Origin of the sequence: Mucilaginibacter sp. CAU 1740, assembly GCF_039839285.1 — a bacterium.
Lineage (GTDB): Bacteria > Bacteroidota > Bacteroidia > Sphingobacteriales > Sphingobacteriaceae > Mucilaginibacter.
Map to the genome: position 1 here is coordinate 411300 of NZ_JBDOQS010000001.1, position 23142 is coordinate 434441.

21 protein-coding genes are annotated in these 23142 nt (G+C 44.2%); 8 read left to right on the top strand and 13 right to left on the bottom strand.

The annotated features are described in order from the left end of the window. Nucleotides 1-94: 94 nt before the first annotated feature. The 3 genes from AAFN85_RS01895 to AAFN85_RS01905 all read left to right on the top strand — a co-directional run bounded on the left by AAFN85_RS01895 (nucleotide 95) and on the right by AAFN85_RS01905 (nucleotide 4592). On the top strand, nucleotides 95-697 hold the full coding sequence (locus AAFN85_RS01895) for a DUF1349 domain-containing protein (protein ID WP_347525259.1): 603 nt from the start codon (nucleotides 95-97) through the stop codon (nucleotides 695-697). A gap of 261 nt (nucleotides 698-958) precedes the next feature. After that, nucleotides 959-1846 carry a dienelactone hydrolase family protein gene (locus tag AAFN85_RS01900; RefSeq protein ID WP_347525260.1) on the top strand — a complete coding sequence of 296 codons (888 nt, stop codon included), beginning with the start codon at nucleotides 959-961 and terminating at the stop codon, nucleotides 1844-1846. A 274-nt stretch (nucleotides 1847-2120) separates the two neighbouring features. After that, nucleotides 2121-4592 (top strand): TonB-dependent receptor, encoded by a 2472-nt coding sequence (locus AAFN85_RS01905; RefSeq protein WP_347525261.1) that lies wholly within the window; start codon nucleotides 2121-2123, stop codon nucleotides 4590-4592. Between the two features lie 138 nt (nucleotides 4593-4730). On the opposite strand, the gene AAFN85_RS01910 is transcribed toward AAFN85_RS01905, so the two are convergent. Continuing rightward, nucleotides 4731-6071 (bottom strand): BamA/TamA family outer membrane protein, encoded by a 1341-nt coding sequence (locus tag AAFN85_RS01910; RefSeq protein ID WP_347525262.1) that lies wholly within the window; start codon nucleotides 6069-6071, stop codon nucleotides 4731-4733. A gap of 235 nt (nucleotides 6072-6306) precedes the next feature. Here AAFN85_RS01910 and AAFN85_RS01915 point away from each other — a divergent pair, with 235 nt between their 5' ends. Further along, complete coding sequence (locus AAFN85_RS01915; RefSeq protein ID WP_347525263.1) at nucleotides 6307-8034, top strand: alpha-glucosidase; 1728 nt, start codon at nucleotides 6307-6309, stop codon at nucleotides 8032-8034. A gap of 219 nt (nucleotides 8035-8253) precedes the next feature. Here the strand turns inward: AAFN85_RS01915 and AAFN85_RS01920 are convergent, their stop codons facing one another. From AAFN85_RS01920 to AAFN85_RS01975, 12 genes are all read right to left on the bottom strand, one after another. Continuing rightward, nucleotides 8254-9867, bottom strand: coding sequence for a DUF5597 domain-containing protein (locus AAFN85_RS01920; protein ID WP_347525264.1), 1614 nt, complete (start codon nucleotides 9865-9867; stop codon nucleotides 8254-8256). Nucleotides 9868-10222: 355 nt separating this feature from the next. Continuing rightward, nucleotides 10223-11242: a nucleoside hydrolase gene (locus AAFN85_RS01925; protein WP_347525265.1), complete on the bottom strand. Its 1020-nt coding sequence runs from the start codon at nucleotides 11240-11242 to the stop codon at nucleotides 10223-10225. Nucleotides 11243-11431: 189 nt separating this feature from the next. Further along, nucleotides 11432-12193 (bottom strand): MBL fold metallo-hydrolase, encoded by a 762-nt coding sequence (locus tag AAFN85_RS01930; protein WP_347525266.1) that lies wholly within the window; start codon nucleotides 12191-12193, stop codon nucleotides 11432-11434. Between the two features lie 3 nt (nucleotides 12194-12196). Continuing rightward, nucleotides 12197-13285 (bottom strand): nitronate monooxygenase, encoded by a 1089-nt coding sequence (locus tag AAFN85_RS01935; RefSeq protein WP_347525267.1) that lies wholly within the window; start codon nucleotides 13283-13285, stop codon nucleotides 12197-12199. A 9-nt stretch (nucleotides 13286-13294) separates the two neighbouring features. Then, a complete protein-coding gene (locus AAFN85_RS01940) occupies nucleotides 13295-13771 on the bottom strand; it encodes a nuclear transport factor 2 family protein (protein ID WP_347525268.1) in 477 nt (158 codons plus the stop codon). 21 nt (nucleotides 13772-13792) lie between these two features. Then, a complete protein-coding gene (locus AAFN85_RS01945) occupies nucleotides 13793-14527 on the bottom strand; it encodes an SDR family oxidoreductase (RefSeq protein ID WP_347525269.1) in 735 nt (244 codons plus the stop codon). Between the two features lie 5 nt (nucleotides 14528-14532). After that, on the bottom strand, nucleotides 14533-14751 hold the full coding sequence (locus tag AAFN85_RS01950; protein WP_347525270.1) for a 4-oxalocrotonate tautomerase family protein: 219 nt from the start codon (nucleotides 14749-14751) through the stop codon (nucleotides 14533-14535). A 32-nt stretch (nucleotides 14752-14783) separates the two neighbouring features. Continuing rightward, a complete protein-coding gene (locus AAFN85_RS01955; RefSeq protein WP_347525271.1) occupies nucleotides 14784-15317 on the bottom strand; it encodes a YceI family protein in 534 nt (177 codons plus the stop codon). A gap of 350 nt (nucleotides 15318-15667) precedes the next feature. After that, the gene (locus AAFN85_RS01960; RefSeq protein WP_347525272.1) at nucleotides 15668-16240 is read right to left on the bottom strand and encodes a Crp/Fnr family transcriptional regulator; all 573 of its coding nucleotides are present in this window, start codon (nucleotides 16238-16240) and stop codon (nucleotides 15668-15670) included. Nucleotides 16241-16320: 80 nt separating this feature from the next. Continuing rightward, the gene (locus AAFN85_RS01965; protein ID WP_347525273.1) at nucleotides 16321-17013 is read right to left on the bottom strand and encodes an SMUG2 DNA glycosylase family protein; all 693 of its coding nucleotides are present in this window, start codon (nucleotides 17011-17013) and stop codon (nucleotides 16321-16323) included. A 15-nt stretch (nucleotides 17014-17028) separates the two neighbouring features. Further along, nucleotides 17029-17919, bottom strand: a complete 891-nt coding sequence (locus AAFN85_RS01970; protein ID WP_347525274.1) for an AraC family transcriptional regulator — start codon at nucleotides 17917-17919, stop codon at nucleotides 17029-17031. 76 nt (nucleotides 17920-17995) lie between these two features. After that, complete coding sequence (locus AAFN85_RS01975; RefSeq protein WP_347525275.1) at nucleotides 17996-18814, bottom strand: SDR family NAD(P)-dependent oxidoreductase; 819 nt, start codon at nucleotides 18812-18814, stop codon at nucleotides 17996-17998. Nucleotides 18815-19185: 371 nt separating this feature from the next. On the opposite strand from AAFN85_RS01975, the gene AAFN85_RS01980 reads away from it, so the two are divergent. The 4 genes from AAFN85_RS01980 (at nucleotide 19186) to AAFN85_RS01995 (ending at nucleotide 23141) form a co-directional block, all read left to right on the top strand. Next, the gene (locus AAFN85_RS01980; RefSeq protein ID WP_347525276.1) at nucleotides 19186-19929 is read left to right on the top strand and encodes an SDR family oxidoreductase; all 744 of its coding nucleotides are present in this window, start codon (nucleotides 19186-19188) and stop codon (nucleotides 19927-19929) included. Between the two features lie 55 nt (nucleotides 19930-19984). Beyond that, on the top strand, nucleotides 19985-20875 hold the full coding sequence (locus AAFN85_RS01985; RefSeq protein ID WP_347525277.1) for a glutamate--tRNA ligase family protein: 891 nt from the start codon (nucleotides 19985-19987) through the stop codon (nucleotides 20873-20875). Between the two features lie 190 nt (nucleotides 20876-21065). Then, entirely contained in the window at nucleotides 21066-21941 is an 876-nt protein-coding gene (locus AAFN85_RS01990) for a phosphatidylinositol-specific phospholipase C/glycerophosphodiester phosphodiesterase family protein (protein WP_347525278.1), read from the top strand. 27 nt (nucleotides 21942-21968) lie between these two features. Further along, nucleotides 21969-23141: a glycosyltransferase family 1 protein gene (locus AAFN85_RS01995; RefSeq protein WP_347525279.1), complete on the top strand. Its 1173-nt coding sequence runs from the start codon at nucleotides 21969-21971 to the stop codon at nucleotides 23139-23141. The last annotated feature ends 1 nt before the right edge of the window (nucleotide 23142 follow it).

A 23142-nucleotide genomic window follows, 5' to 3' on the forward strand; every position in this document is an offset into this window, starting at 1 on the left:
GGAGGCTTTTTTATTTTAGGGGAGCCACGATCTAACAAGAAAAAGAATATTTTCAATTGCTAATAATTTTGGTAATAAATGCTATTTTGCGGCCATGAAAAAACATATTCTAACACTTACCTTAATACTTAGTACGCTGTTTAGCTATGGTCAAACCATGAAATGGTTTAACAAACCCAAAGCCTGGAAAGGCAATGCCAAACAACTTACCGTTACTGTTGACCCCAATACCGACTACTGGCGCGTAACGCACTACGGTTTCATCCGCGATTCGGGACCGTTTTATTATGAGGACGTTACAGGCGATTTTGAGGCATCGGTAAAAGTGACAGGCAACTACCAGGAACTTTTTCACCAGGCAGGCCTTATGGTACGCATCGACTATAAAAACTGGATCAAAACGGGCATTGAATATGTAGACGGCGTACAAAACGTAAGCGCCGTAGTTACCCGCGAAGTATCGGACTGGTCGGTTGTGCCGCGTACCGATAGCCCAAAATCGGTATGGTTAAAACTGTTGAGAAAAGGCGATTACGTACAGATCCAATATTCGTTTGATAATAAAGATTTCAAGATGTTGCGTTTGGCATACTTCCCGCCAAAAGTAAAAGCACAAATTGGTGTGGTAGCTGCCGCGCCAGGCAAGAAAAGCTTTGATGTAGTATTTGATGATTTTGTGGTGAAGCCGCTTAAGTAGTTTACTCACCCCGACATCGCTACGCTTGTCACCCCTCTCTACGCTTCGCGTAAAGAGGGGTTTCTTTTTGATTTTGTTTTCTTTTTCTGCCAAAGTAACCCTCTTTGCCGCGTAGCGGGAGAGAGGGTGATCCAGCGAAGCGTAGATCGGGTGAATAAACTCTGCGCGAGGCACCCATGTAACACAACCTTTACCAAAAGCAAACACCTTTAGCCACCCGCCTGTTAACCTGATTAACTAAATTTGATAAAACCTTTAATTATGAGCGAGATAAAAAAAGAAGATATTAATCAGGAAGTGTTTGATCTGTACGATGATTACGCGCACAGCCGTATCGATCGCCGTGGGTTTATGCAGAAGTTATCGCTATATGCTGTTGGCGGTTTAACTGTACCATCGCTGATGAGTTTCCTGATGCCCGATTATAAAGGCAATGTGCAAATTGGTGCTGATGATCCCCGTTTAAAATCAGGCTATATTAATTACTCGTCGCCAAAAGGTGGTGGTACCATCAAAGGTTTACTATCAAAACCCATAGATGCTAAAAGGAAACTGGGTGGCATAATAGTAGTTCATGAAAACCGAGGACTCAACCCTTATATTGAGGATGTAGCCCGCAGGGCTGCGCTTGCCGGTTTTGTTTCCTTAGCTCCGGATGCTTTAACGCCACTTGGCGGGTATCCTGGTAACGATGATAAAGGCCGCGAACTACAATCTCAACGAAACAAAGGCGAAATGGAAGAAGATTTTATCGCAGCTTTCAACTATCTTAAAAACCATGAAGATTGCAATGGCAAGGTAGGTGTTGTAGGCTTTTGCTTTGGCGGTGGTATTGCCAATACAATGGCCGTGCGTGTACCCGAACTTGCTGCCGCCGTTCCGTTTTACGGCGCTCAACCTGCCGCTGCCGATGTACCTAAAATACATGCCCCACTGATGCTGCACTACGCCTCGCTGGATACCCGCATTACCGAGGGTTGGCCTGGTTATGAAGCTGCCTTAAAAGAGAACAACAAAAAATATCAAGCCTTTATTTACCAAAATGTGAACCACGGTTTTCATAATGATACCACGCCACGTTATGACAAAGCGGCTGCTGAACTGGCTTGGCAACGTACTATTGATTTTTTTAAGGAGCAATTGGCGTAAGGGATATAGTCAGTAGCTTGTAGAAATTGGATAGATTTTATTATATAGCCTCAGTTGGAAAATTGAGGCTATTGTTTTATTAAGCGATATATCCTACTATTAACTATTTGCCGACCATCCCCCAATTTTCACCGATGAACGGCAACATTCCGTCGCCCCGGCCTTAAATCAGTCATAAAAGCCTCAACGTCGATTATTTTCCTACCTCCGTCTATCGCTTTTGCCGGGCCTGTTTAGCTGTGCTTTATTTGTATCGAAAAAACCAGCAAACACAATGAAATATCTATATATCATACTCCTTAGCCTTTTATCGGTTACCATAGCAAAGGCAAACAAACGGCCTGTCGATGCGGCTTCATCTATAACCGGTACAGTTATCGATTCACTTACTCAAAAACCGGTTGATTATGCCACGGTTTCGTTATATGACCAGGCCAGTGGAAAGCTGCTCAACGGAACAATAACTGCTACCGATGGTAAATTCTCTATCGGAAAATTATCGGCTGGTGTCTATAAGATAAAGATCAGTTTCTTGAGCTATACCGATAAAACCATCTCCAACCTTAAAGTAAGTGACGGCGGCTCATTAAAGCTTGGTCGTATTTTGCTTGGCCCGGATAGCCATTTGTTAAACGAAGTAAAAGTTACAGGCAAAAAAGCACTGATTGAAGAAAAGATAGACCGTACCGTTTATAACGCCGAAAATGATTTGACCACCCGCGGCGGTGATGCTACCGATGTAATGAAACGCGTTCCGATGGTATCGGTAGATCTGGATGGTAATGTAAGCGTGCGCGGTAGCGGAAATATTAAGGTATTAATTAATGGTAAACCATCAGCAATGGCCTCGGCCAGTGTTGCCGATGCTTTGAAACAGATCCCTGCCGATCTGATCAAGAGTGTAGAGGTGATCACCTCGCCATCGGCAAAATACGACGCTGAAGGCTCGGGTGGTATCCTGAACATTATTTTGAAGCAAAACACCTTGCAGGGCTTATCGCTTAACCTTAATACTACAGCGGGTACACGGGGCAGTAACCTTGGCCTTAACGGTAGCTATAAAACCGGAAAGCTTAACTTTTCGCTTGGCGGCTTTGGCCGTTCGGGTTATAATATCCCCGGCGATTTTACCAATACTCAAACCGTTACCGATCTGGCTACTAACGATGCCTTCACAACTACCCAATCGGCCAATACCCATAACAAATATTTATTTGGCCGGTACAATGTGGGGGTTGATTATGATATTAGCGAGCATAATTCACTTAGCCTCGGTGTTGTATTGGGTGCCAATAACCGTCCCACAACGCAGGATGATTTCCTTACCCAAAGCTACCTTAATAACCAGCTTACAAGCACATCATTACAAAGAAACAAGATCACCAATAATTCAACGTCGGTAGATGCGACTTTAACTTACACGCTAACCGGTAAAAAGCCGGATCGTGAGTTCAGTTTCCTGACCGAGTTTAGCCAGAACAACCGCGATAACAACTTCGAGAATATTTTTCTGGATCAAAGCAGTGGCGCTACAACCGGCGGCTTACGGAATAATAACAATGCCATTAACAAGGAAGTTACCTTCGAAGCCGATTATCAAACACCGCTGGCCAAAAATCAATTGCTTGAATTTGGCGCGAAAGATATTATCCGTACCGTAAGCAGCGATTATACCTATTTATCAGCAGCCGATGGTACGCTTAATTACGTGCCGGTTTCGTCGGCCAGTTTATCTAACGCGTTTAATTATAAACAAAATGTGGCTTCGGCTTACGCGTCGTTCACGTTCAATCCTTTTAAAAACTATACAATAAAGGCCGGTACCCGTTACGAATACACTACCATCAATGCCGATTTTCAGAGCGGTAACGCGGTTAACATTCCCGATTATGGGATTCTTGTGCCAAGCCTTAACATTTCAAAAAAGTTTGATAACGGCGATATCCTGAAATTAGGTTACAACCGCCGCATCCAGCGCCCGTCTATCGAGTTTTTGAACCCCAATATCCAGGCTTCAAATCCGCTGAACATCAGTGCAGGTAACCCGGCCTTACAGCCCGAGTTTACCAACAACTTTGAGCTGGCTTACAGTACCAATATTAAAAACAATCACTTCAACATTTCGGCTTTTATGCGCAATACCAACGATGCTATCCAAACCATCCGGAGCACCAGCGGCGATACCATAAAAACCAACTATCAAAACCTGGGCAAGCAAAACGCGTATGGTATGAGCCTTTCGGCCAATATTGCCATCAGCAATAAGTTTAACCTTAACGGTGGCCTTGATCTTTACCATTTAGATCTCGACAATAATGATCCCGATCCGCTTTTCCACGCGTCGAATAGTGGCTGGGTAGCCAATTACCGGTTGTTTGGTAGCTATGACTTATCAGATAATTATGCGCTGCAGGCTTTTGCATTCCGTCGTTCCCGCCAGATCCAATTGCAGGGTTACCAGGGTAGTTTTGGTGTATATAATCTGAGCATCAACAGAAAATTCGCCAATAAAAAAGGTAGTATAGGTATTGGTGCCGATAACTTCCTTACCAACGGCCTCAAGATCCCAACGGTGGTTAACTCGGGCAATATCAACCAAAATTCGGTTAACATTATGTATAACCGCAGCTTTGAGATCACATTTAGTTACAAGTTTGGCGGCTTATCGCAGGCCAAGCCTAAAAAGCCTAAGAAAACCATCAATAATGATGATTTAAAGGAGGGGAGTAGTAATAGTAATAATTAGGAAGTTGGGTTGAATATTAAACCACATGTCATTGCGAGGCACGAAGCAACCGCACGGAAGCAGGTCCACCCTGTATAGTTCGCGATTGCTTCGTGCCTCGCAATGGCGTTTTATAATAAGTAAGTATAATCCTTAACCCTAAAACGCCTCATTCAACCCCAAAAAGAAACCTTTCGATCCATACTTACCAAAAGCATAATCCAAACAAAGGTTGGTACGGGTAGCCTTGTTAAACAACACGCGTAAACCGCCGCCATAACCCGGCTGAAATTGTTCAAATATTTTAGTGCCCGATTCATCGTTGGCGGTTTGCAGATTGCCAAATACCACACCACTTACAAATTTGTTGCGCAGTATCGGGAAACGGTATTCTACCTCGCTGTAGTTGTATTGTGTGCCTTTAAAGTATTGTACCACGTATCCGCGCCCGCTCCTGAAGCCTGGATCTTTACCCGTACCGGCGAGTTCGAGGTAGGGGATATTACCGGTAAGGAGATATGAACCCCAGTTCCAAAAGGCGATAACATGTTCAGGGTTCACGGATGAAAGACTAAAGTATTTCCTGAAATCGGTAGTGAACTGAACCGCGTTGCGCGAACTGCCCATCCACGATTGATTAACACGGAAGCCCGCATCAACATAAATACCATGATAGGCCCGGTTTTGGTTATCGCGGGTGGTATATTGCAGGTTAAAGAGCAAACCGTTGGCGGCATAATGATCATTAGCAAAGCCGTGGCGACTGTTGTAAATGTTATAAGGCGTAAAATCGGTAGTTGATTTGGTGTCTTCAATTTTACGGCGGATATCGAAAGATGCGCCTGCACCCAAAAACAAACCTTTATCTATCTCCTTATAAACCTTTTCGCGGATGTTATAGTATTGCGAATGCAGGGCGCGGCCTTTACGCTCGGGATTGGCCAGTACCTGGTCGGCAGCGCTGCCGTTAGATGCCTGACCTATGCCCAAACCGTAATCGGGCGATACCGTTTTGGCTGCAACCAAATTACCCTGAAAATTCCAATTATTACCCGGTGTGTATATGTTGTGGTTAATGTAAAAATAGATAATGCCTTTTGTAGTGATAGATGCCGATGTGGCTGCCACTGATAAAAGTGTGTTAGGATCATCGCCCAGCTTTTTACCGGCAACAGCTTTAATACCGATCTGCGAGCCGATGGTTGGGTTTGATGCCACGTTGGGAATAACCGTAATCCCCGACGATTTTTTACCAGGCGCATCAGCCGGTCGACCGGGATGAAGAATGTTACGCACCAGATCGCCAAAATCATATTGTTTATACAGGGTGTCGGTAGCTTTTACCGGTTTGGGTTGATCTTTATGCAAGGAATCAACTTTGGTACTATCCGAAGGAACCTGCACCTGGCCGTAGGCATGGTTTGTTACGCTGCCTAAAACAGTAAATAGAACAATACCGAATAAAGGACGAAATATTTTATATGATGATTTACGTTGCACGTTAAACTATGTAAATATTTAAAATTCAATTTATTATGTTTTAATTATGATGGCGGCAGGTTTTGTTTTAACCCCAAAAACGGGATAATGTTTTTGACTGATAATATCAGGGCATACTCAATCGGTTTTTTATACGCATGGTTGCTTGTTAAATAAATAGTTTTTAACTTGCTTGTATCCAATTATAAGCCTGTAAATCAATTTATTCCTGCTGCATTCCTTTAAATCAGTTTTTATGATGAAGAAATCCTGTATCCTGTTCACAGCAATTGCTGTTTGGATGTTAACATGCGTGGTATGCCATGCACAAAACAGTAATGATACCACCGGGCGTAAATGGTGGAAAGAAGCTGTAGTGTACCAGATCTATCCCCGCAGCTTTAAGGATAACAACGGCGACGGGATAGGCGATCTGAAAGGTATTATATCAAAACTTGATTATATAAAAAGCCTGGGTGTGGATGTGGTTTGGCTTAACCCGATATATGGTTCGCCAAATGATGATAACGGGTACGATGTTAGCGACTACCGCGACATTATGAAGGATTTTGGCACGATGGATGATTTTGATACCCTGCTGAAAGGGATGCATGCAAGGGGTTTAAAATTGGTAATGGATTTGGTAGTGAACCATAGCAGTGATGAGCACGAGTGGTTTAAGCAAAGCCGCAGCTCGCGCAATAACCCCTACCGCGAATATTATCATTGGTGGAATGCAGAGCAAGGTAAACCGCCATACCGTTATAGTTTATTTGATGTAAACCACGATGCCTGGCGTTACGATTCGCTCACTAATGCATATTACCTGCACTATTTTTCGCGCAAACAACCCGACCTGAATTGGGAAAATCCAAAACTGAGGAACGAGGTGTATGGCATCATGAAGTTTTGGGCCGATAAGGGGATAGACGGCTTCAGGCTGGATGCCTTCCAGTTTGCAGCTAAGGACACTACGTTTCCTGGCTTTCCAAAGGGATTTGAAAAGAACTTTACACAATATTATGCCATGCAGGGTAATTTGCATGGCTACCTGCAGGAAATGAATAGGGAGGTACTAAGTAAGTATAATGTAATGAGCGTTGCCGAAGGTGCCGGAAATACTTTTGAGGATGCCCATAATTTGGTTGATGCCGACAGGAAGGAATTAAATATGGCCTACGCCTTTGAGGGTGCAGACATAGCTAAACCCGAAGGATATAGCGTGATCCATTTAAAACAGGTATTTACCAAATGGGATAGCGCGTTTGCAGCCAACGGATGGCTTTCGGTTTTCCTGGCAAACCATGATCAGGCCCGGTTGATAAGCAGGTACGGTAACGACAAGCCAGAGTTTAGAGAACTATCATCGAAAATGCTCACAACCTTTTTAATGACCATGCGTGGTACGCCCTATTATTATAATGGCGATGAGTTAGGTATGACCAATGCTGGTTTTACCACTATTGACGATTACCGTGACGTGCAAACACTCAATGAGTATCAACGCCAAAAGAACATTGGAGGCGATATCCCGAAATATTTACAACGGATAGCTTTTGAAAGCCGGGATAATGGTCGTACGCCTTTTCAGTGGAATGCAGATAAAAATGCAGGTTTTACCACAGGCACGCCGTGGATAAAAGTAAACGGTAACTATAAAACTATTAACGCGGCCCGGCAGGAAAAAGACAAAAATAGTCCGCTAAATTATTTCAGGCGTATAGTCAAGCTTCGTAAAGATAACCTGGCATTGGTTTATGGGAAATATACCCTGCTCGATGCGCAAAATCCGGATGCCTATGCCTATACCCGCGAATTGAATGGTAAAAAGCTGCTGGTCATGTTAAATTTCAGGGATAAACCGGTTAATACAGAAACAGGCATCGATATTAATAAAGCCAATGTTTTGATGGGAAATTATGAACACCCATCAAAAGATGGGAAACTGTTGCCTTATGAGGCTGTTGTTTATGAGTTGAATTGAATCTGATTACCAGTAGCGGATCGCTTTTAGAGACGAGGCACCCATGGAGCTCAAAAGCTTTTGTGTCTTCGATGTTGTAAACACGGTACTCCTACGGAGTTCTAAAAATAAGGCTTGTCACCCCATAGGGGTACCGTGTTTATAGTATTGAATTAAATGAATTTTAAGGCTCCGGAGGTGCCTCTTATTTATTTTTATTGAAATGGGATTAGCGGATGATTATCTGGCCACCAACGAAATTTGCAATACCATTGTTTGAGAACCTATCCTCGGCCCGCCCCAATCTGTTTCATCGCCGTTGAGTATGCGGAGGGGTTTAAACTCCCCGTTTATGTAACTGCCCTCTTCAACTTTAAGGTATTGCCATGGTTTGCCGGCATTGCCGCCGGTTGGTTTAAAAGTTAAATGGCAATGTGAACCGATTACTAAGAATTTATTTTCGGACAGGGTAACGATAATTGCCTTGCCAACCGGAAGCGGATTATTTTTAAGATTATTGCTTGCCCCTGTGCCAAAAGTAATAATGGCATCCCAGGCACCAAGCTTAATGGCTTGCGCGGCGTGGTCTTCATGCTCAACCACTGCCTTTATCTTGCCATCAAAAGCCCATTGCGCAAGCTCAGGCATCATGGGGGTGGCCATGGCGTATTCCTGGGCATAGGGTGCAAGGCGCTCGGCCATTTGTTCGTTTGTATGAGCCTCGCCGTTAGCATCAATGCCGAAGGGAGAAAAACCGATACCGCCGTGAGCAAGTACGTCGTAAAAATAACGGGCATTTTCAGTTGTAAATCCGACTTCGGGTACAAACAGGGCATTATCGGGGCGGGTGTACAGATCGATAACTTTTTGTACACGTTCGCTGCCATCTAAATAAATATCAGGTGCAAGGAGGTCGATGTGTGGCGCGGCGACTTTCCAGATCGGGATCACATTATCCGTAGCGCCGCCGCTTTCATAATGTGTAGCAGGCGGGTTGGTTAGTGGATCGCGCAGGGCTACGTTTACGTACAATGGCAGCGGATATTCCGCTTTACCGGCCGCTGCAACCTGATCAATAAAACGGGCTATAGACCAGGCCTGAAAATACTCATCGGCACGTTCGCCAAAAACATTTTGCCATGAGCCCTTCACGCCGGGCTGGATGTTTAAGGATTTAAGCAAATCCGACTTTAATAATTCAGCAGGAACATTGGCTTCGAAAAATTTTTGAGCTTTCGCCGAATAATCGCGTACAGTATCCCATGATCCTGGCTCATTTTCTACCTGAACCATGATTACGGTATGCTGCGGATCGGCCTGTTTCAGATAGCGCATTACCGCGGCAAAAGCTTTGATATCGGCATCTAAGGTAGCTTTGGCGTGTGGTGAAGGTGAGTCGATCTCTTTCCCTGTTTTGCCTGTAATGTTGGGATATTTTGCGGCATCACGCTTCATCCACTCGGGCATGTAATGGTTACTGCCATTTTTCCAGGTGCCGAACCATAACAATACCAGGCGCACATGGTGCTGGCGCGATTGGGCAAGTAAAGTATCCAATACAGAAAAGTCAAACTTACCGGGTTGCGGTTCTATCTGTTCCCAGTACAGGGGGATCTCGAGCGTGTTGAGGTGCATGGCCTCGGCAGATTGCCAAACCTGCGGCAACATGCCCGGCCAGCCGCTTGAGTTATGTGCCTGTCCGCCTAAAATTAAAAATGGTTTGCCGTCAACCAGCAGCGCATGCCTGCCGTTTTTTTCGATGAGTTTAGGGATAGGAGTGGTTTGCGCAGAGGTTTTAACTGAGGCTAATGATAGCAATATAAGCCCGAGGAATGCAGTTTTAATTTTACCCATTGTTTTATAATATGCTAGGGATAAAATTATCATTTAGATAGGTTTGCTGTAAATACTAAAGCAGCGGTTTATAATCGGAAATTTGCAGGTATAGCATGTTTTGTAGTTGAAGCACGCAAAGGCGCTAAGACGCAAAGATTTTTAAGATATTTTAAATTAGATTGTTTTAACGTAGAGACGCATCACATGCGTCTCCCGCATGCAATTTACGGTGGCTAATGATGTGCAAGGTCGCTTGTCCTACGGGAGACGCATGTGATGCGTCTCTACTTGAAAAAACTTTATTCTTGTTTACAAAAAATCTTTGCGTCTTAGCGCCTTTGCGAGAAACCAATTCTAAAACACAAATAGCGTCTTACTTATTCAACTCCAGCTTAGCAAAAAAATCGTTAAACATCAGGTTGATATCCAGCCTCCGGTAAACCCGGATATTACGGCCATGGGCATTATACTCATAACTTCCCTGCGCGTTAATAAGTGGGCACGGTTTCAACACATACTCGCTTGATGAAGGATCTGCCTCGAAAGATGATTGCAAGGCTGTTAACAACACCAGCGGACTATCGCCTAAAATATAAACCTCGCCAAGGTTAAGCTTGTACTGCTGAATGCGTGCCATTAAACTCTCCAGCACCCCGGCCAGGTATTTACCTGTTTCTCCCTGTGGTTTTATTTTAGTATGTAACTCCGACCATGGCAGGATAGCCTGACGGTAACCATCCCTTGGTATTTGCCAAAGCTTTAGTTGCGAGTGGTTAAACACCGCCCTTGCCGCTGCTATATCAATATTAAGGTTATATTCGGGATTACTGTAGTTAGGTGGAGGTATGGCAATGTCTAAGTACTCCGGGCCACCAATCCAAATTAGGGTAACTTTATCAGCGATTTTAGGATCGGTTAACACAGCCGAGGCTATTTCGGTAAGCCCCGCGCCGCAAAGAATATATAATGGCAAGGATGTGTCGGTACGTGATGCCTCTTTGATGATCAGATCAACTGCCGCGCTTTTAACCGGGGTAGTATCGTTGACCATGGCGGTGTTTGAACCTGCCACGAGCGGAAAACGGTCTTTCATTTTTAAAACGGTTAATAGTTCGGTAGCTTTTTTTACCGCATTGTCGGCCTGTGTTTTTGATTTGTCGAAACCATCGTTAGCGTTGAGGTGCGAGCCGATGATGCCCCGTACTTCTACAGAGGGAGATAATACCAAATGTGTAAGCGCGAATAAACCATCCGGATCTCCGCCAAAATCATTATCCATAATTACCCTGAAACGTGGCGTAATGGCTTTAAAAGCCGGATTAACCTGTGCAAATAAAAATGATGGAGATGCGATTATCAACAGCAAAAAAAGCAGCGATTTACTTTTAAACATAGCTTAATTGGGTTTACTGGTTAGCGAACACAATATAAGTGTTTTTATGACACAATGGGGTTTTGTGTGCGATAATTTTGCTGTAAAAGTGCTAAGGGGTGACAGGCCAGGAGAGGGGAGACTTACGAAGTTTCAAAAACTTCGTAAGTCTGAAAAGAAAGGAGGGTAAGCATGCTCAAACAACAAACTTTACAAGCTTGTTTTCTTCCCTGGCTCCAAAATATTAAGCCTGTCGTCTATCCCCAATGCTTTAAACGACTGCCGCAACATATCCCCAGTCTCCGTATAATGCGACCATCCTTCAAAATGCACCGGGATAATAGTAGCCTTTGGAAAAGCGAATGCTGTATCAATAGCATCATTAGTACCCATAGTTACATTAAAAGGTCCGCGCGGTTTGGCTGCTCCCGCGAAAATGAAAACGTATTGCGGATCGAACCTTTCGGCTACCTCCTTTACACCTTCGTAAAATACCGTATCGCCGGTGATATAAACCTGCAGGTTTGCATCACTCTTAACCTCTACCAAAAAGCCTACCACCTCGCCGGTTAGTTTTTCAACCCCGGTAGGGCCGTGGCGGGCTGGTGTTGCGGTAACGGTAATTTCATCTCCTTCGGGTGAGTTAATAGTAACGCTTTCCCATGGAGCTAAACCTTTGGCTGTTCCCTGTAAACGTTCGGCACCTATGTGGGTGGTAAGCGTTTGCCTTACTGTTTTCAGTAATTCCCTGCCGGCATTATCAAGGTTATCATTGTGCTGATCATGACTTAGCAATACCGTATCAATATGGCCAATATCGGTAGTTGCCGGGCCTTCCGTTTTCCAGTATGTTGGGTTGTGGAAAGTTTCGCCTTCGGGATCGAGGGTAGGATCGGTCATGATCTTCAGGCTGCCTATTTCCAGGATAATAGTAGGGCCGCCAAGGTAGGTTACACTTACAGGGCTTTTCATGGGTTAGTTATTATAGGTTTGATTAAAGTAATCGTTGGTTTCAGTGATGAGGGACTGCATCAGGTCGGCAGCTTTGGTATGTTTTAATACCGGGGCTATCTGTCCGCTCCAGAACAGGATCATCTCTGTTTGTTGCTTATCAAACGCGGCTTTCCGTAATGACGACATGAACTGCGTTTGCAGCGGGAAGGGCAGCAATTCAGCTTCTTTACCGATAGCATCCGAGCTAACCCGGTTGCGGATGCCGCGGCCTAAGCGCCCGGTAAAAGCCCGGGTTAATATGGTATGGTTTGATTTATAGGATAGTAAAGTTTGCCGGTAAAATTCGGTAATGTTTGATTCTTCGGTTACCAGGAAGGCGGTGCCCACCTGTACCGCGCTTGCACCTAAAGCCAACGCCGCGGCAATGCCTTTACCGTTGGCTATGCCCCCGGCAGCAATAATGGGCGTTTTTACTTTTTCTTTGATCACCTGCAACAAGGCGAATGTTCCCATCAGCGAGTTTTCGGATTTATCTAAAAACGATGGCCTGTGCCCACCGGCCTCAAAGCCCGAGGCGATGATCAGATCGACCCCTGCGTTTTCCAAAGCTACGGCCTCATCAAGCGTAGTAGCGGCACCCATAACAGCAATATCCCGCTTCCGAAACTCATCCAAGAGCGTTTGCGAAGGGATGCCGAACATAAAGCTGAATGCCGGTGGGCGGGTAGTTAACAAAGCCTCTGCCTGATCTTCAAAAGTTAAAAATAACGATGAAGGTTTGGGCGGCAATGGGATGCCCAGCTCATCAAAATAAGGTTTAAAAAGGGCTTTGGTATTTTCATACACGGCATCGGTAATGCCACCGCTTGGTACATCGCTGTTGGATACCCAAAGGTTAATATTGTAGGGCTTACTGGTGGCGGCTTTAATTTGCTGATCTATATTGATGATCTCATCCGGACTAAGCGTATATGCCCCGTAGCCACCAAGGCCGCCCAGGTTTGATACTGTTGCCGCCAGTTGAACGGTGGACAGGTTGCCGCCAAACGGCCCCTGCAAAATAGGATACTGAATACCCAGCACCCCGGCCGCTTTTGTATTGTACCACATAATTGTTTTTTATTTAGAGGTGTCTGTAAGCATTTTATTGACTATCAGCCATCGGTTATCTATTTTATGAAACGAAAGTAAATCATTGTAAATAAAATCATACATCTGTACGCTTACTTTCGCCATAGCTATCGAGTTAATTACATCTATAGAAATAATTTCGGCCTTATAAGGTTTGCCTGAATCTTTTGGGCTTTGTCGATTAGCTACACCATCAAGATATTGATCGAGCGTTTTTGCATAAGGCACGCCTTTTATATCGCCAAAAAGCAAAGTTCCCTTATTAAAAGTGCTGCCTAAAAGTTGGACGTCACCTTCATAAATCGACTTAAAATAAGTATCCAATACCTCACTTATAGCCAACGAATCGTTTTTTGCAGTTTCCATGATATTGATAATTTGAATGTGTTTGTTACCAACTCTCTGCTGTGCCGAAGCGATAGCAATACTACAGCATAAAAGCACAGCAGAAAGAAGTGATTTCATAATACGATGTTGAAGTGAAAATTAGTTCAGGTTATGACCGGCAGCGGTGCCGCCATCAACATTAATAATTGCGCCGGTTATAAAATTGCTTTTGGCAACGGTATAAACCATTTCGGCAACATCTTCAACCTCGCCCACGCGGTTTAGTAAATGGATGCCCGCGCTATCATCAGCATTATCGACATGCATAGGTGTACGGATCACGCCGGGGGCAACGGTATTTACGCGGATGTTGCTTTTGCCAAATTCGGCAGCCAGTTGTAAGGTAAGCGCATGGATAGCACCTTTGCTTGATATTGGCGCGGTAGCCGGTACACCACCAAAAGCTTTGTTTACCAAAGGGGTACCGATGTTGATCACTACGCCCTGTTTTTGTTTCAGCATTTGAGGGATGGCTGCCTGGGTGGTGAAGAACGTACCTTTTAAGTTGGTATCCAAAAAGCTATCGAGGTAGGCTTCGTCAACTTCTAAAAATGCTTTAGTTCCAAATATCCCGGCGTTATTTACCAATACATCGACCGAACCAAATTTTTCAATCGCTGCGGCTACCAATTGCTCGCCCGTGCTTTTATCTTTTACGTTGCCTGCAACCATGGCCAGGTTAGGGCCTGCACCAAGTTCGTTATAAACCTGTTCCAATTTTTCGGCTGTGGTGGAGTTGATCACTACATTATCGCCATTGGCTAAAAAGTGCCTTGCAACTTCTTTACCTATCCCGGATGATGCACCGGTTACTATTACTGTTTGTGTTTTCATGATTTTTATTTTTTATCGGCAGTGATACCTTTTGCCCGGAGTTCTGAAACCTGTTCGCCGGCATAGCCCCAATCGTCAAGGTCAATTTCATGTATCACTACGTGGGTTAAATGTGGGTCTTTGTTAAGGGTGTTGGTAATTACCTCGGTTACACCTTTTATAATTTGTTGTTTTTGCTGTTTGGTAACCCCTTCGCGGGTTACTTCAATTTTTACGTATGGCATGACTGTTTTTAGTTTGTGCAATGCGCCGCCGTTTAGGCTGCTTTTGCGGTTACAGATATGTTAAGGTCAAAATCATTGTAGATAAGGGTATCGCCCAGATTTTGAAAGAAATTACCAGAGCGGAATTTCATTTCGTATTTGGTACGATCAATAATAATCTTTCCGGTGGCGGCTAATGTATCACCATTGATGTTTGCGGCGGCATCGAAAACAACGGGGTGGGAGATGCCTTTAATTGTAAGGTTACCTTCAATATGATATTCTTCGGCTGTTTTGGGAGCAACTGATTTGATTACCAATGTAGCTTCAGGATATTTTTCGATAGCGAAAAAATCATCAGATGCCAGGTGACCGGCAAATTGCGCGTTGGTAGCCGCATCTTCAATATCCAGTATTTTAATGCTGGTGGTATCGATAGTAAATTCGCCACCGGTTAATTTGCCATCGACTACGTTAAAAGTACCACGGGCTATGTTAATAGTGCCATCATGTGCACCTGTAACTTTCCTGCCAATCCATTCAATACGGCTTTGGTTGTTTACGATCTCAAAATTTTTAGTTTCCATTTTTTTATGTTTTTGATAATGTTTTGTTTGAATTAACACTACAAAGTACGGGAGGAAAGCGGGGGTAACTACATGATGTAGGTCACATAGTGATAGGATGGAAATAAGAGGAGGGATTATGTGATGTATATCACTATTGAAGTAAGCGGATTGATTTACGACGAGGAATCGCTTTTAAAAGGAGGCACCTACGGAGCCAAAATATCGAAGATAATTGTTGCTACAAACATGGTACTCCTACGGAGTTAGAAAATTAGAAACTCCGTAGGAGTACCATGTTTGTAGAAAATATGAAAAAGGTTTTTGGCTCCGTAGGTGCCCCCTAAGTGTAAGTAAATTACGCGACTTGCTTACGAATGATAAAGCCTGCTCAATGTCTCGCGTGAAACGCCAAGATAAGCCGCTATCAAGTGCTTCGGCACCATATTATACAGAGCAGGGTACAGCGCCATCAATTCTTCATAACGTTTTTTAGCATCGTTATTCATAAACGATAAAAGCCTTTTTTGCGAGGCTATAAAGCCCTTGTTTGTGCGCCATCTGAAAAAATGTTCAACCGGGTGCAGTTCGCTGCAAAGTTTTTCCCTATCGGCATTGGAAATGGAAAGCACTTCGGCATCGGTAATACAATCGAGGTTAATAGTGGCGCGGGTTTGGTTATATAGTGCGTTATAATCAGATGCCCACCAGGTTGGCATAGCAAACTGCAGGATGTACATTTTTACATCATCATTAATGAAAAATGATTTCAAACAGCCCGAAAGCACAAAGTATTCATGATCGACCTTGTCGCCTTCGGTAATGATGGCTTGGCCTTTTTTGTAGGATTGTTGTTTAAAATGGGAGAAGAAATACGCAAACTGCTCATCAGTTAAACTGATGGTTTTGGCGAGGTGCTGTTTGAGGATTGCTTCGGCTTGCATGATGACGCTTATTATTTAGGTTAAAATTAATAAGAATGTGAGTATAAAAAAGACGTCATTGGGCAACGCTTATTTAAGCTTTATATCCCCTCAAACGCCTCCAGATACTTATCAATATAAAACTGCTTGCTCTTGGTTTTATACTGCATAATAAACCGCGGGTGCTCCAGTGCTATGATCTCGCCGAAAAAACGGTATTCCTCGTTCAGTTTCTTTAAAAAAGTTTCGTTTTTGCCGGTGCCGAAGCAAAAACATTTGTCGGTATTAACGCCGAGGGCTATTTGCTTACGGATATTTTCGATCATGAATTGATATACCGCTTTGGTTAGCTCTTTGCTATCGTAGTAGTTATAATTCTTCTCCCGGCCTTTATCATCAATACTGGTAAAACCTAGCGGACAGGGGGAGTTGATGTAGATCTTATTATAAAAAGTTTCCGGGCCGCCAAAAGCGTTGATCACCTCGTACACAAAAACAGATGAGGGTTCGTGCGATATTTTGCCTTCGTAGGGGATATGGCATTCGGCCATTAACCGTTTAGGATCGGTAAAGGGAATGCCGGTAAGCCCGCCGCCAAACCGGCCGGGGTTAATGCCCAGGATGATATGGCGTTGGTTATTGTCGTTGTAGTATTTATGATAAAAAGTATCAACAATACCCATAACTTGCGGATGCTCTTTAAAAGGGTTAAGGATGCGGATACCTGGCGGCAATGGTTCGCCGGTGTAGGTGAGCTGCTCGTTGAATTGAATAACCCTGTCTGCAAATGTCATAAGCCAAATGTAGTGTTAGTTAACCAATTGTTTCTTAAACTGGTTAGGGCTAACCCCCGTTTCTTTTTTAAACAGGCGCGAAAAATAAGGCAAGTTTTCAAAGCCCAAAGTATAGGCAATTTCAGATACGCTTTGATCTTCACCTTTCAGTTTGTTTTTAGCCTCATTAATAAGGTAGATATGGATCAGCTCCATAGCTGTTTTTCCGGTTTCCTGTTTCAGCATATCGCTCAGGTAACGGGCCGAAATATTTAAATCAGAAGCCATCACGGCTACCGTTGGCAGGCCTTTAGTTTGCAATAAACCTTTCTCAAAATAAGCCGATAAGGCCTTATTAAATTTTGATACTGTTTTGCCGGATAACTCCGTGCGGTTAATAAACTGGCGCTTGTAAAAACGTTGCGAATATTTCAACACCGAATCGATATGGGTGAGGATAATTTCGCGGCTGTACTCATCTATATTGCCGTTCAGTTCGGCCTCTATTTTATCATGCAGTTCCCAAATGATCTGTTCTTCGCGGGGCGAGAGGTGGAGGGCTTCGTTAGTTTCGTATTCAAAAAAACCGTATTTCTTGATCTCATCATGTAAGGCGTGGCCGTTCAGAAAATCCTCGTGAAAAAAGATATTGAAACCGGCTTCCTCCAGTTCTATCTCCCTAAACTGGATCACCTGGCGGGGCTTTACAAACATCAGCGATCCATTTTCATGATCGTATTTGGTTCGCCCGTAAGATATAGTGCCCGATTTGAGTTTTTTAAACGCGATCATATAGAAATCGCCAGTAAGCTCCCTTTCGGCAAGATCGCAGGTGCCGCGACACGGAACAACACCAATCATCGGGTTTTCGGGCGGTGGGAAACCGTACCTTTTAAAAAGGCTGCTAAGGTCTTTGTAATGGATCATAATATGTAAAAATAAGAACAAGATCCATACAAAAAGCTGTATGGACCTTGCAGATAATTTATTTACGTTGAGATGATTAGTGACCGTGTGCAGCTACCGAAACTTCGTTCCATTCGTCCCACTCGGCAGCGCGACCTGCGTAAACCTGTTTAACCCATTGGTAACCAATTTTACCAAGGAACAAACGCAACGGCGGGTTTTCGCTGTCGATCAGTTTCAGGACGGCATCTGTTGTTGCTTCCGGTTTGCCAAAGAAATCTTCGGTGAAGCGGGCTTGTTGGTCAGCTTTCAGCTGATCGTACTGAGGTAACGATGCTGAACGTACTGCCGAAGCACTACCCCAATCGGTAGAGAAGCCGTTTGGCTCAACGATAGAAACATTGATGCCGAAACCTTTTACTTCGGCAGCAAGGGTTTCACTCAAACCTTCAACCGCGAATTTTGATGCGTTATAGATGCTCAGAATAGGGGCTGCAACCAAGCCTAACACGCTTGATAATTGGATAATATGGCCATAGCCTTGCTCGCGCATTACCGGGATAGCGGCTTGTGTTAACCACAGTAAGCCGAAAAAGTTGGTTTCCATTTGGTCGCGGGCCTCTTTTTCTGAAGTTTCTTCCACACTGCCAAATAAACCGTAGCCTGCATTATTGATCAGCACATCGATACTACCGAAATGTGCTTTGGCTTGATTTATCGCAGCGAAGTCGGCCTCGCGATCGTTTACATCCAGTTGAAGAGGTAATATGTTATCGCCGTATTGTTTAGTAAGATCATCTAACGCACTGATATCGCGTGCTGTTGCTACTACTTTATCGCCGCGTTTTAAGAATGCTTCGGCCCAGATTTTTCCGAAACCACGTGAAGCGCCTGTTATAAAAATTGTTTTTGACATTGTTGTAATGATTAATTGATATCACAAAGCTACCGGGTATCCGGTCGGGGAGTTTATACAGAAGTAGGGAAGAATGATACATTTTTACATGGGGAGTAACCGCTCGCATAGTTAACTCACCCCGACATCGCTGCGCTCGTCACCCCTCTCTACGCTGCGCGTAAAGAGTGGATTTTTGGGGTTTTATTTTTTTCTGTTCCTACCCTCTTTGCGGCTTGCCGGAGAGAGGGTGATCCAGCGCAGCGTAGATCGGGTGAGTAGATTGTACGCCATGCTGCAAAAAACACCAGTCCATTTTCGTTTTTACCAAATGTTAAGTGAATCCGTCGCTCGCCGCCTGAACTTTGCTTTATCAAAAAACAAATATTGTTATGAAAAATCAAAGCGAAAGCAAATCAACATTAAATGGTAAAAGGGTAATTATATTAGGCGGAAGCACCGGTATAGGTTTTTCAACCGCGCAGGCCGCTGCTGCCGAAGGTGCTAAAATTGTTATTGTATCGGGCAACCAGGGCCGTATCGATAAAGCCTTAAGCCAGCTGCCCGAGGGTACAGAAGGTTACGCTGTAGATCTTGCTCAAGAAGAAAACATTAAGTCATTTTTTCAGCAAATCGGTAATTTTGATCACCTCGTTTACACCGCTGCTGAAAACCTTAACCTCAATAATATTGGCGAGACTGATATTGATGCCGCGCGTAAATTTTTAAATCTCCGTTATTGGGGTGCCTACGCTGCCGTAAAATATGGTATTCCGTTTATTAACGAAGGTGGTTCGGTTAACCTTACCGGTGGTACTGCAGGTACACGCCCGGCAAAAGGATGGACTATTGCCAGCAGTATTTGTGGTGCGATAGAGGGATTGGTGCGCGCTTTAGCTGTTGAACTGGCCCCTATACGTGTTAACGCCGTAGTTCCGGGAGTTATTGATACCAACCTTTGGGATAGCCTTGATCCGGCTGCTAAAGAAGGCCTGTATAATTGGGCTGCCGATACGCTGTTGCTTAACCGCGTTGGCCATCCCGAGGATGTGGCATTAGGTTTTGTTTACCTGATGAAACAAAGCTTCGGCACAGGCCAAAACCTGGTGATTGATGGCGGTACATTCCTGGTGTAAGTATTTGCCCCTACTAATAGCTTTTGTATATTGGCCGTTCATCAAGCAGGAAATATTGACAAACGATCTAATATATTTCAATAAAACCCGCCTGGCTCCAACGCCAAGCGGGTTTTTGCATGTGGGTAATATTTTGTCGTTCGCCATAACCGCGGCGCTCGCACATAAACATGGGGTGAAAGTTTTATTGCGGATAGACGATATGGATAGGATCCGCGCTACACCAGAATACCTGGCTGATGTTTTTGATACGCTGCGATTTTTAGAAATACCATGGGATGAAGGCCCGGCGAATGCTGATGAGTTTGAGGGGACGTTTTCCCAGTTGCACCGCATGTCTTTATATAATGCCGCGCTGGAAGAACTCAGGGAAAAAGGTGCCGTTTTTGCCTGTACCTGTAGCCGTAAGCAATTGCTTGAAACAGGCTCCTGCACCTGCATCAATAAAAATATCCCTTTAGATACCCCGGAAGCCAGTTGGCGTTTACGAACAGATAGCAACCTGATCAATGTAAAAACTTATACCGGCGAAATAATAAAGGAGGAAATGCCTGCCGACATGCAAAACTTTGTAGTGCGTAAAAAAGATGGCCTGCCGGCCTATCAACTAACTTCGCTTATTGATGACCTGTTTTATGGTGTCGACCTAATAGTACGAGGTCAAGATTTATGGCACTCCACACTGGCACAACTGGCACTGGCCAAATTATTAGGTAAAGAAGCTTTCGGCGAAACGGTATTCTATCATCATCCGTTACTGTTGGAACCTTCGGGGCAAAAGCTATCCAAATCCGCAGGCTCAACTTCGGTTAGGTTTATGAGGATGGAGGGCAAATCAAAAAGGGATGTATTTAAAGATATCTCCGGTTTTGCAGGGCTTGACAATATTGCCGAAGATTGGCAACAATTGGGGAGCGAGTTGCTTTTGAAGCAAGGTGTTTATTAACAGGTGTTTATAAAGTGCTTAATTAATATGAACCTGCTTTGAACAAGCCGTGGTCATTGTAAAAACATATTGTAATGAAAATGTAAATTTCTTTACAGAAAGTTAAAGGATAGCGCACCTTTACTTTATCATGACATAACCGTCCGTACATATTGCCTCTTTAAATTTGCATCAACAAATAAAATTTACGATGCAAGCAGCACTTCGCCACACGCACCTGAAATTTGTGTTTTTTGTTACCCTGTTGTCCATAGCCTTCACCGCCCAGGCTCAACGCACTCCGCTCCCCAAAGCCTTCGCCCATAACGATTACTGGCACAACCGCCCGCTTTATGACGCGCTCGACCATGGTTTTTTAAACGTTGAGGCCGATATTTACCTGCGCGATGATGAATTGCTGGTAGCCCACCTGCTGCCATCTTTCCAAAAGAAGCGTACGCTGGAGCAGCTTTATCTTAAACCTTTACTCGATTACTACGAAGGCAGAAGCAATGAGATCAAATACCCGCTTTACCCGATAACGTTGATGATCGATATCAAATCCGACGCGGAAAAAACCTACGCCAGGCTTGCCGAAATACTGAAGGATTATAAATCGATACTATCAAAATATGATAAGGGCGAGGTTAAGCCCGGCAAAGTCACCATTGTTTTAACCGGCAATAAACCTTACCAAATGATTAACGGGCAAACCGAGCGTTATGCCTTTATTGATGAGGATTTGATGCAGGTACGTACTGATACAACGTCTAACGCGGTTTACCAAACAGCCAGCTGCAAATATTCGCGCCTGCTTAACTGGACGGGTAAAGGCCCCATGCCCGAAAGTCAGCGACAACTATTGATAAGCTATGTAGCCGTTGCCCATCACTATAAAAAACGGGTAAGGCTATGGGCATCGCCCGAAAATAAAGAAGTATGGCGTGCCCTGCTCGAGTGCGATGTTGACCTGATCAACACGGATAAACTGGCCGAACTGCGCGACTTTTTTGAAAATAAACGCCAGGAAGAAGAGCGTAGCGCCGAGCAACTGAGATATGCTAACGCCAGCCTGAACGCTAAATAGTTTTTACATCTACCTATCGGTAATAAAATGAAGAAGATAAAAGTTGCTTTTTTTGCCGAGATATTAATTGAAGATTTTGATGGCGCGGTACGCACCATGTACCAGATCATCAAACGGATAGACCGCCGTATCTTCGAGTTTTTATTTGTGTACGGTGCCGGTCCAGACGATATGTTGGGTTTTCCCTCATTAAAAGTGCCAGCCCTTACATTGCCCATCAATACAGGTTATACCATGGCTATCCCGGCCCTGGTTACCAGCGAACTGAAAGAAGAGATCGATAAATTCGCGCCCGATATTGTACATATTGCTACGCCATCATTATTAGGTACTTTCGCACTTAAATATGCCACGCAGAGGTTGCTTCCGGTTATCTCCATTTATCATACCCACTTTATCTCCTATATTGATTATTATCTGAAGCATACGCCGTTTTTGATAGGTAAGGTAAAACAGATGATGTGCGATAGCCATCGCACGTTTTATAATCAATGCGACCAGGTTTATGTGCCTTCAAATAGCATGAAAAATGAACTGACGGATATGGGCGTGGACATCTACCGGATGAAGCTTTGGCAAAGAGGAATGGATACCCGGCTTTTTTCGCCGGCAAATAAAAACCTGAAAGCATTAGAAAAGCTTACCGGAAACGACAATCCAACCATCCTGTTCGCCAGCCGCTTGGTTTGGGAAAAGAACCTTGAAACCCTGTTTGAGATTTATGAAGCTATGCAGGAAAAGCATCCCGAAGTTAATTTTTTAATAGCCGGGGATGGCATAGCGCGCAAAGCCTGTGAAGCCAGGATGAAAAACGCGGTTTTTGTGGGTAAGGTTGATCATCAAACATTATCGGTTTTATATGCCTCGTCTACGCTGTTTGTGTTCCCCTCAGTTTCCGAGGCCTATGGCAATGTAGTGCTGGAAGCCATGGCATCCGGTTTGCCTTGTATAATTGCTGATGGTGGTGGCTCGAAGGATTTTATTGAACAGGGTATTAACGGTTTTAAATGCAAACCATATGATGCCGCTTGTTATGTAGATAAGATCGAGATCCTGCTCAGAAACAATACCCTGCGGCTGCAATTTATTGAAGAGGGGCTTGAGTACAGCAGCCGGTTGAGCTGGGAGCATCTTGCTTCGGTTTATTTTGATGATCTGGCTGAAATGGCCGGGCAGCATGTGCTTAGTGCTGTGATTTAAA